This window comes from Xylanibacter caecicola, assembly GCF_013166515.1.
Classification (GTDB): domain Bacteria; phylum Bacteroidota; class Bacteroidia; order Bacteroidales; family Bacteroidaceae; genus Prevotella; species Prevotella caecicola.
Map to the genome: position 1 here is coordinate 1 of NZ_JABKKJ010000046.1, position 6,597 is coordinate 6,597.

Genomic DNA, 6,597 nt, shown 5'->3' on the forward strand with positions numbered 1-6,597 from the left:
CGTCACCAGTCCTTCGTGATTGAGAACGAGGATTTGGTACGCGCGGGTACCATCAACGAACTTCAAGTACGCTGACCATGAGAAAGTACATCGCAATAATCATCGCGTCGCTTGCCCTTTTTACAGGACAGGCGCACGCCCAGCGGTGTCTGCCGAAGATGCAGGGCATCGAGGTGAGGGCGGACATGGCGGACGGCTTCAATCCCGGCGGCAAGGACGGCGGGTACAGCTTCGGGGCGGCTCTCTCCACCTACACGAAGAGGGGGAACAAGTGGGTGTTCGGTGGCGAATACCTCCTGAAGAACAACCCCTACAAAGACACCAAGATACCCGTGGCGCAGTTCACGGCGGAGGGCGGATATTACTTCAAGATACTGTCGGACGCCCGAAAAATCGTGTTCGTCTATGCCGGGGCTTCGGCTCTCGCCGGATATGAGTCGGTGAATTGGGGAAAGAAGGTGCTGCATGACGGCTCCACGCTGCACGACCGGGACGCTTTCATCTATGGCGGTGCGCTGACGCTTGATGTGGAGTGCTATGTAGCAGACCGTATCGCCCTGCTTGCCAATCTACGGGAGCGTTGCCTTTGGGGTGGCGACACGCGGAAGTTTCACACGCAGTTCGGGGTCGGCGTCAAGTTCATCATCAACTGACACGGGCATGGAACGGACGGAAATAGATGCTATCAGAAGGATGCCGCTTGCGGATTTTCTCGCACGGTTGGGGCATGAGCCTGTCAGAAGGAGCGGTAACGAGCTGTGGTATATCGCCCCGTACAGGGGCGAGCGCACCCCCTCTTTCCGTGTGAACGTGGCGAAACAGCTTTGGTACGACTTCGGTTTGGGCAAGGGCGGCGACATCTTCACGCTTGCCGGGGAGTTTCTGCAAAGCGATGACTTCATGAAGCAAGCGAAGTTCATAGCAGAAGCCGCCAATATGACGGTGACCGGATGGGAAAAGCCTGCCTATCTCCCGAAGCCGACCGAACCCGTCTTTGAGGATGTGGAGGTCGCTCCGCTGCTTCGTTCACCGCTGACGGAGTATCTGGCAGAACGGGGCATACCAGTCGGAGTAGCATCCCGTCACTGTTGCCGTCTGAACTACGGCGTTCGTGGGAAACGGTATTTCGCTGTCGGTTTCCTGAATATGGCAGGTGGATATGAAGTCCGAAGCCGATTTTTCAAGGGGTGCATCTCGCCAAAAGATGTGTCTTTGGTAAGGACGAAGGAAATCCCGACTGGCGAGTGCCTCGTATTCGAGGGCTTCATGGACTTTCTATCCGCCGTGACGCTTGGCGTAACCGGTAACGCTGACTGTCTTGTGCTGAACTCTGTCGCCAACGTGGAGAAGGCGACGGGGATGCTGGAGGGCTACGGGCGCATCGGCTGTTTCCTCGACCGTGACGAAGCCGGACGGCGAACGCTTGCCGCACTCACCAAGCGATATGGGGAGCGTGTCACCGACCGTTCCTCCCTCTATGACGGTTGCAAGGACTTGAACGAGTACCTGCAACTGACAACGAAAAAACAGAAAAACAACCATCTAAAAATCGAAGAAAAATGAACATACAGAACAACAGAAACAAGAGAACAAATATCTTTAAGGCAGTGGCGTTATGCCTGATAGCCGCTGTGTCATTCACCCTTGTGTCGTGTGACGACGACATGGACATCCAGCAGTCCTATCCCTTCACGGTGGAGGTCATGCCCGTGCCGAATAAGGTAACAAAGGGGCAGACAGTGGAAATCCGCTGTGAACTGAAAAAGGAGGGCGACTTCGCGGGTACGCTTTATACCATCCGCTATTTCCAATTCGAGGGGGAAGGCTCGCTCAAAATGGATAACGGCATCACCTTCCTGCCCAACGACCGCTACCTGCTGGAGAACGAAAAGTTCCGCCTGTACTACACGGCGGAGGGTGACGAAGCGCATAATTTCATCGTGGTGGTGGAGGACAATTTCAAAAATTCATACGAATTGGAATTTGACTTCAACAACCGGAACATCAAAGATGACGGCTTTACCGCCATTCCCATCGGAGGTTTCAAACGTGTATGAAGATGATGCGTGTATTCATGGCAATGCTCTGTTCGCTTCTGGCGGTCTGTTCCGTATCAGCACGGATCAGCCGCCAAGATGGAACGGACGGGCAGGCGGCAATCTACCGGCTGCCACTTATGGAACGTGCTTTTTTATGCTGCCGCTACTTTGAGGGCTGGCACTCGGAAAAACACCACCCATACGTGGGTTGGGGTCATCGAATTTTGCCAGGCGAAAGGTATTCGGCACGTACCATGACGAAACGGCAGGCGGACGCGCTACTGCGGAAAGACCTGCGTAAATTTGTCGCTATGTTCCGTAAATTCGGAGTTGATTCGACTTTGCTTGGCACGTTGGCTTACAACGTGGGCCCGGCGAAGCTGTTAGGTAGCAAGACAATTCCCAAAAGCACCTTGATAAAGAAGCTGGAGGCGGGCGACAGGAATATCTACCGTGAGTATATAGCCTTCTGCAACTATAAGGGGAAAACGCCACGCCATGCTGCTCAAACGGAGAAAGGCGGAGTTTGCGCTGTTGTTTATTCCGTAAAAAGCTTGAATATATAGACCCTGATGATGTTTGCAACTTCATTAGAGTCTATATTATTGGTCGTATTATTACTATGTTTTACAATTATAAATCAATACATTCCACTATTTTTACTAACTTTGCAAGAAAATACAAGAGCATGGAAAGACAACTACCTTACGAGATAAGTTATAATACGGTTGCGTACTGGCGCAAAGTCGAAAATGGATTTCTTTGGAGTGTATTTATATGTTCAATATTACTTCAAACATTTCAAATAGATTGCTTAAAACATTCACTGGGTTCAACGGAGTGTGTTATCAACTTACTTAATATACTGAATTATTTTTCCATTATAGGGTATGGCATATTATATATTGCAGTAGAGATTATTATGCAGCCTATGGTTGCGAGCGAAAGGCGTAAGGGGTTTATAGATAATTCATTAGGAACAAAGCTGTTAGACAAGCCTATCTTGAATTATTATGATAATGATTCTATTGAGCAAGGACCCTATAAAATGTTAGTTAATTGTTATGAGAATTGCTTTTTTACATATAATATCATTAAAGTGATGTTGCCTAAAATGGCAATAAAGAACACAATACTATTTGGCTTGCTTTTGATATTTGCATACCACGGGATAAAAGATAACGTCGTTGCCATACCATTCTTACAACTATTTTTATCGTCATTGTTCTTAATAGAACTAATATACCACATAGCATTCTTTTTTAGATTAAAGAATTTGTGTGATAAATTCAAACAAATTTTTAGTACACCTAAATCTACTAAAAATAAAACTATTCAGGATGCTATCTATATGGTACTTGAATACGAAACAACATTGGCATATAATAAATCTCCGAATAGCAATTCTGTGTACAAAAAACTAAATAATAAATTAACAGAAGAATGGAGCTGTATAAAACAGAATTATGATATTCGATAAATTAGACAAATATACAACAGAAAGTGTATTACAAGGACATCCTGATAAAATATGCGACCAAATAAGTGATGCTCTTTTGGATGCTTACTTAATGCAGGATTGTAATGCTCATACTGCAATAGAATGTTTGGGAAGTGGTAATAATTTAATTGTTGCTGGAGAAATCAGTACTCAAAACAAAAGGGTTGATATTGAGAAAATTGTCAATGATGTATATCAATCCATAGGCTATTGTGAAAAATTAAATATACTGAACCTTTTGACTTCACAATCAAGACAACTAAATGATGCTGTTATGAATGGTGGAGCTGGCGACCAAGGTATTGTGTATGGTTATGCTATAAATAACCAATATAATTTTCTTCCATACGGTGCGTATATCTCTAATTTAATAGCCAAAGAGATTGATACGTATAGAAAGAGCGTAGATTATCTCCTCCCTGATGGGAAAGTACAAGTCACAATTAGCGAAAATAGTATTGAACAATTGATAATCAACATACAGCATAAAGAGAATATTCGTCCAGATTTCATTGAAGATGATATAAAGCAGAAGGTTTTAACTCAACTGATTGATTGTAAAAATGTAGATATTCAGATAAATAGAAAATCAAGATTTTATAAAGGTGGGTTTATTAACGATACAGGACTAACTGGTCGTAAAATAATGACAGACACTTATGGAGGTTTGGTAACACATGGCGGAGGTGCTTTTTCTGGAAAAGATCCGAGTAAAATAGATAGAAGTGCTGCTTACATGGCTCGATTTGTTGCAAAAAACATAGTTGCAAACGGATTAGAAAAAGAATGCAAAATAGCAGTGGCTTATTTGTTTGGAGAAAAACAGCCTACCATGCTAAAAGTTTCAACAGACAAAGAATCCAATTCCACAAAATTGAAACAATTTATTCTATCAAAATTTGATTTTAGACCTAATGCAATAATTGAGTTATTACAATTAAAGAATCCTATATATCGACCAACTTCTATATACGGACATTTCTCTAATCCTAATTACAATTGGGAACAAATCATATCTTTATAAGACTGGTTTTATCGCAGATTGGCACAGAGGTTTCTTTGCTACTTTCTTTGTCCGCCATCATGCTCACTGAAAGAAAGTAGGGCGGCTCTCGCCGCCGCCACTCAAAAGCGTGTGTAAAGTCCCGTCACCATCGTGAACATTTCTTCCAGCATATCAAAATAGATGCCCTCGTGTACGGCAATGTCCTTTGTCTTGCATTCAAATGTCTTCTTACTGAACGTCCTGCGGTAGAAGCGCATGTTGTAGAGGTCTGCACCTGCATCATAGATGATGTCAAGGCGGTTTGCGCTTGTCTTGTTCCTTGCAAGGCTCATCCGTAAGCCGTTGCCCATGTCGATGAAGTCACGGCTTCCTGTCATGGCGGTGAAGCGTTTTCCGCCTATCTGCTGTAATATCGTCTTTGCTATCATATCCTTTGTTGTTAGGGTTTTAAGTGTTGGCGGTGCGGACACCGCCAACACTTTCAAAATTCTCGCATCTCGGCAATGGGTGTCTGCCGTTGCAGCCACTCTTTCACACATTCCATGTTGTACTCGCTCGTGATGACTGCCGTATGGCTGTCGGTGGCGGTGAAACGTGTGCTTTCGTAATCATCTATCCACCCTTTGAGGGTGTCCGTTCCCCACGCTCCGGCATCATCAAAGATGCCGTCCAATGCCGTGATAGGCTCGCTGAATTTGACTATCAGCGTCTGATAGGTCGTGTTCATCGGTTGCCCTCCTTTCCCTGCTTTGCGTTCAGCCACTTGTCCCGTGCGGTTCGGCACTCGTCCAAAGTGGGTTTGACACAAGCGAACAGTTCTCCGTCTGTGTGGCGGTAGTCGTACTGCACAAGCGTCCGCTTACGTCTGCCGATACCCGATTGGAAACGCTCGTATTTCTCCGTACCTGCTTCCGTGCAGGTGCTTATTCCGTTGATTGTCATTCGTGTTGCCATAATGTTGCTTTTTAGATGATTAAAAATGTACTGACAGCACTCTGTTCTTCATCACCATTTCGGGGTTGCTCGTGTAGCGTTGGTGCAGGTAGAAATGGTGAGAACCGAAGCCGTAAAGGAAGAACTTGTCAAGTTCGTGCTTCTCGGCAAATTCTTTTACACCTCTCCTTAATCCCTCCTCACTCGTTGCGAGAGTGAGGAGGTTTACAAATTCAAGGAACATCGTGGGGATTGCATCATCCCACATACAAATCATACTTTCAATTCTTACTTCCATATCAATGTTGTTTTAGGGGTTATGCTATGCCGCTTTCATCCGCTCACGGATAAGGTTGGCGTTGCGGTTCACAAGGTCTATGATGCGCTCGTGATATTCGGTGTCCTGGTTGTGCTTGCCGTGGCACTGCACCACTTCGAGGGTTCGCAAGTCCACCTCTACGGTTTCAATAATCTCATCGCCAATCCTTGCCGAGAGTATGAGGGTGTCGGCTTTCTTGTAGTATCCACTGCCAAACACGCAGATGCCCTGCGTCTTGCCCTCGTTGTAATACTCGTCTATGCTTTCAAGCACCTTGACGATTATTTCCTCGTCAGTGATTACCAATCCGAAGAATTTGGATTTGTTGGCGATGAAATCCTCCGCATCCTTCTTTCGTTGGAGTTGTCGCTGTTGCTCACGCTCACGCCTTTCAATCTCCCAACGGCGTTGCTCTGCGGCTCTTTCCTTCTCGTGTATGGCTTCAATCTTTCGGGTTGCGTTGTCGTGTGCCGCCATGAAATCTTCGGGACAGATGTTCTTCGGGTTACGGAGGTCTTGACCGAGTTTCTTGAGCATACTCAGATAGTCGCACCACATTGAGAAGTTGTCTATCTGATACTTGTGACGCTTGGCAATCAGATATGATGCCCAACATTCATCGGCAGTACGGGCATTGAAAAGGAAGTGTTTCATAACCTCAATCTCACCACTTTTCATAAGGGTTTCAATTCTTGGGTCTGAAAGCAAGGCTTTGAAAAGACGCACGGGGGAGATGCCGTGGAAATCGCCCTTGAAGCCGTTACGTCTGAGTTGGGGCAATATCCTCATCTTTGGATAT

General features: G+C 45.7%; 10 protein-coding genes and 1 pseudogene. 6 read left to right on the forward strand and 5 right to left on the reverse strand.

The genetic code is table 11. The features are described from left to right. The first annotated feature begins 77 nt into the window (after positions 1-77). The 6 genes and pseudogenes from HPS54_RS12455 to metK all read left to right on the forward strand — a co-directional run bounded on the left by HPS54_RS12455 (position 78) and on the right by metK (position 4,564). On the forward strand, positions 78-653 hold the full coding sequence (locus tag HPS54_RS12455; RefSeq protein ID WP_172345744.1) for a conjugal transfer protein TraO: 576 nt from the start codon (positions 78-80) through the stop codon (positions 651-653). Between the two features lie 7 nt (positions 654-660). Further along, on the forward strand, positions 661-1,563 hold the full coding sequence (locus HPS54_RS12460) for a toprim domain-containing protein (protein WP_172345745.1): 903 nt from the start codon (positions 661-663) through the stop codon (positions 1,561-1,563). Further along, positions 1,560-2,057, forward strand: coding sequence for a DUF3872 domain-containing protein (locus HPS54_RS12465; protein WP_049129754.1), 498 nt, complete (start codon positions 1,560-1,562; stop codon positions 2,055-2,057). Before HPS54_RS12460 ends, HPS54_RS12465 begins: the two co-directional genes overlap by 4 nt. A gap of 2 nt (positions 2,058-2,059) precedes the next feature. Beyond that, a pseudogene (locus HPS54_RS12470) lies at positions 2,060-2,588 on the forward strand (glycoside hydrolase family protein). 139 nt (positions 2,589-2,727) lie between these two features. After that, positions 2,728-3,519 (forward strand): hypothetical protein, encoded by a 792-nt coding sequence (locus tag HPS54_RS12475; RefSeq protein WP_049129755.1) that lies wholly within the window; start codon positions 2,728-2,730, stop codon positions 3,517-3,519. Beyond that, complete coding sequence (metK, locus tag HPS54_RS12480) at positions 3,506-4,564, forward strand: methionine adenosyltransferase (protein ID WP_049129756.1); 1,059 nt, start codon at positions 3,506-3,508, stop codon at positions 4,562-4,564. Before HPS54_RS12475 ends, metK begins: the two co-directional genes overlap by 14 nt. Before the next feature lie 101 nt (positions 4,565-4,665). On the opposite strand, the gene HPS54_RS12485 is transcribed toward metK, so the two are convergent. The 5 genes from HPS54_RS12485 to HPS54_RS12505 form a co-directional block, all read right to left on the reverse strand. Continuing rightward, positions 4,666-4,974, reverse strand: a complete 309-nt coding sequence (locus HPS54_RS12485; RefSeq protein ID WP_049129757.1) for a hypothetical protein — start codon at positions 4,972-4,974, stop codon at positions 4,666-4,668. Positions 4,975-5,027: 53 nt separating this feature from the next. Then, a complete protein-coding gene (locus tag HPS54_RS12490) occupies positions 5,028-5,273 on the reverse strand; it encodes a DUF6956 domain-containing protein (protein ID WP_007856108.1) in 246 nt (81 codons plus the stop codon). Beyond that, positions 5,270-5,500, reverse strand: coding sequence for a DUF3873 domain-containing protein (locus tag HPS54_RS12495; RefSeq protein ID WP_049129758.1), 231 nt, complete (start codon positions 5,498-5,500; stop codon positions 5,270-5,272). Before HPS54_RS12495 ends, HPS54_RS12490 begins: the two co-directional genes overlap by 4 nt. Positions 5,501-5,519: 19 nt before the next feature. Then, positions 5,520-5,777: a hypothetical protein gene (locus HPS54_RS12500; protein WP_049129759.1), complete on the reverse strand. Its 258-nt coding sequence runs from the start codon at positions 5,775-5,777 to the stop codon at positions 5,520-5,522. A 24-nt stretch (positions 5,778-5,801) separates the two neighbouring features. Next, positions 5,802-6,597 (reverse strand): PcfJ domain-containing protein (locus HPS54_RS12505; RefSeq protein ID WP_253952016.1); only part of this gene is annotated, 796 nt, incomplete at its 5' end.

Excerpts from the sequence above, each read along its gene's own strand:
- HPS54_RS12490 (WP_007856108.1), bottom strand. The coding sequence starts at position 5,273 with ATGAACACGACCTATCAGACGCTGATAGTCAAATTCAGCGAGCCTATC.
- HPS54_RS12455 (WP_172345744.1), top strand. The coding sequence starts at position 78 with ATGAGAAAGTACATCGCAATAATCATCGCGTCGCTTGCCCTTTTTACA.
- metK (WP_049129756.1), top strand. The coding sequence starts at position 3,506 with ATGATATTCGATAAATTAGACAAATATACAACAGAAAGTGTATTACAA.
- HPS54_RS12495 (WP_049129758.1), bottom strand. The coding sequence starts at position 5,500 with ATGGCAACACGAATGACAATCAACGGAATAAGCACCTGCACGGAAGCA.
- HPS54_RS12500 (WP_049129759.1), bottom strand. The coding sequence starts at position 5,777 with ATGGAAGTAAGAATTGAAAGTATGATTTGTATGTGGGATGATGCAATC.
- HPS54_RS12485 (WP_049129757.1), bottom strand. The coding sequence starts at position 4,974 with ATGATAGCAAAGACGATATTACAGCAGATAGGCGGAAAACGCTTCACC.
- HPS54_RS12475 (WP_049129755.1), top strand. The coding sequence starts at position 2,728 with ATGGAAAGACAACTACCTTACGAGATAAGTTATAATACGGTTGCGTAC.
- HPS54_RS12460 (WP_172345745.1), top strand. The coding sequence starts at position 661 with ATGGAACGGACGGAAATAGATGCTATCAGAAGGATGCCGCTTGCGGAT.
- HPS54_RS12465 (WP_049129754.1), top strand. The coding sequence starts at position 1,560 with ATGAACATACAGAACAACAGAAACAAGAGAACAAATATCTTTAAGGCA.